Source organism: Flavobacterium sp. CG_9.1, assembly GCF_015751645.1.
Taxonomy (GTDB): Bacteria; Bacteroidota; Bacteroidia; order Flavobacteriales; family Flavobacteriaceae; genus Flavobacterium; species Flavobacterium xanthum.
In genome coordinates this window covers 1-2060 of sequence record NZ_JADOVC010000071.1, presented here as the reverse complement: position 1 = coordinate 2060, position 2060 = coordinate 1, and the positions used below count along the sequence as shown (strand labels likewise).

Below are 2060 nucleotides of genomic sequence, written 5' to 3'. Positions count from 1 at the left end.
TGGATAAACCAGTTGATGATGTGCCACTCTTTCCAGTAAAAAAGAGGTACGGATTCCGGTTGAAGATATGCCACTTTTTAAACTTAAATTAGGATACGATTCCAGTTGAAGATGTGCCACTTTTTAATTTAATTAAGGATACAGATTCCGATTGAAGATGTGCCACTTTTATTTTAAAGGGAACACAATTCCGATTTTGGACATTTTACCAAATGTGCAATTATCTTAAAATTAATTAGAGTTAATTTCTATAACCAAGCTATTTATTTTAGCGGTTCTAAACCACTGATTATATGGCTCAAAGTTTATTAGAAATTATGGAATTACGAGAAATCATTAAGTTACGACTGTTAAAATTTAGCAATCGAAGAATCTCACAAGAACTAGGTATTCATCGCAATACCGTTAATAAATACGTCCAATTACTACAGGTAAGTGGTTTTGATGATCAGGAATTGTTGGAGTTGGAGGATTCATCGCTGCGAGATTTATTTCCATCATATGACACCATCGACACTAATCGATACGAAAAGTTATCCAAAAACTTCTCGTTCTATGCTTCTGAGCTAAAGAAGACAGGCTGCACTAAGCTTCGTCTATGGGAGGATTATATACTACAAAGTCCAGATGGCTACGGCTCTTCACAATTCAATTTTCATTTAAACAATTGGCTTGATAGAAAAAAAGGGAGCGGTAAGATCATTCATCAATATGGAGATAAGATGTTTGTCGATTATACTGGTAAAAAATTGACCATTGTTGACAAAACCACAGGTTTAATCAGTGAAGTAGAAGTTTTTGTTAGTATTCTACCAGCGAGTCAATACGTCTTTGTAGAGGCCTCTTTAAGTCAAAAAAGGGAGGATTTTATCAGTTCAATTAATAATGCGCTTGATTTTTACGGGGGTGTTCCTAAAGTTGTCACTCCAGACAATCTCAAATCAGCCGTTACTAAAGCCTCTAAATACGAACCCGTTTTAAACAAAGCATTTAAAGATCAAGGCTTACATTATGGGTTTTGCATCAATCCGACTCGTAGTTATAGCCCTCGAGACAAAAGTTTGGTTGAGGGAGCTGTAAAACTAATATACCAACATGTCTTTTATGATTTATCCAAACAGACCTTCTTCAGCTTGATCCAATTAAATAATGCTATACAAGAACTCTTAGAGATTTTTAATTTAAAGGAGATGAAGACTTACGGTGCCAGTCGCTTTAAGCTTTTTAATCAATACGAGAAACATTGTTTATCTGCTTTGCCAATGGAAAAATATGAGCTTAAGGAATTCAAAGTAGCTAGAGTTCAAAAGATGGGATATATTCACTTGTCAGCAGACAAAAACTATTATAGCGTTCCCTTTCGATATATTGGGGAAAAGGTTGAAATTCAATACAATCAGGATACCGTTGATGTATTCCACCAACACAGTCGTATTGCTACCCACCAAAGAAGTTTTAAGAAAGGAAGCTATAATACAATTGAGAATCATTTAGCAAGTTCACATCAGTTTTATAGTCAATGGAAACCTGACTTTTTTCTGCAACAAGCCAATGAATTAGGTGAATCTGTTTACCAATTGGTGTCACAATTATTTGCTCAGGCAGCTTATCCTGAAATAACTTATAAGCGCGCCTTAGGAATCATTCATTTAAAGTCAAAATACAGTAAGGATCGTATCGATAACGCCTGCCAGATGGCATTGGAAAATCAAATCATTAGCTACAGTAGTGTCAAAAACATATTAGAGAACAATATGGATTTACAGCAGTCTGCAGATGATTTACGACAAATCCCAAAACACAACAATATTAGAAATAATTATTACTAACCCACAAACAATATTCAAATGAACAATCAAGTAGCTATTGAAAAAATGAAACAATTAAAATTGTATGGAATGGCAGAATTTCATCAACGAAACCTGGAAGCACACCAATACCAAGACTACACCCTGGATCAGTACATCGCACTTTTGTTAGAACAAGAGTACGATTACAGGACCAATAAAAAAACGTACAACTTGATTAAACTAGCGGGATTTAGTATCCTGGCTAATGTT

The 2060-nt window shown here is 34.9% G+C and carries 1 protein-coding gene and 1 pseudogene; both read left to right on the top strand.

Annotated elements, in window-relative coordinates; genetic code table 11:
* Positions 1-293 precede the first annotated feature (293 nt).
* Complete coding sequence (gene istA, locus IWX83_RS17025) at positions 294-1829, top strand: IS21 family transposase (protein WP_196831349.1); 1536 nt, start codon at positions 294-296, stop codon at positions 1827-1829.
* Between the two features lie 18 nt (positions 1830-1847).
* Positions 1848-2060, top strand: a pseudogene (locus IWX83_RS17020) (ATP-binding protein); the annotation flags it as partial.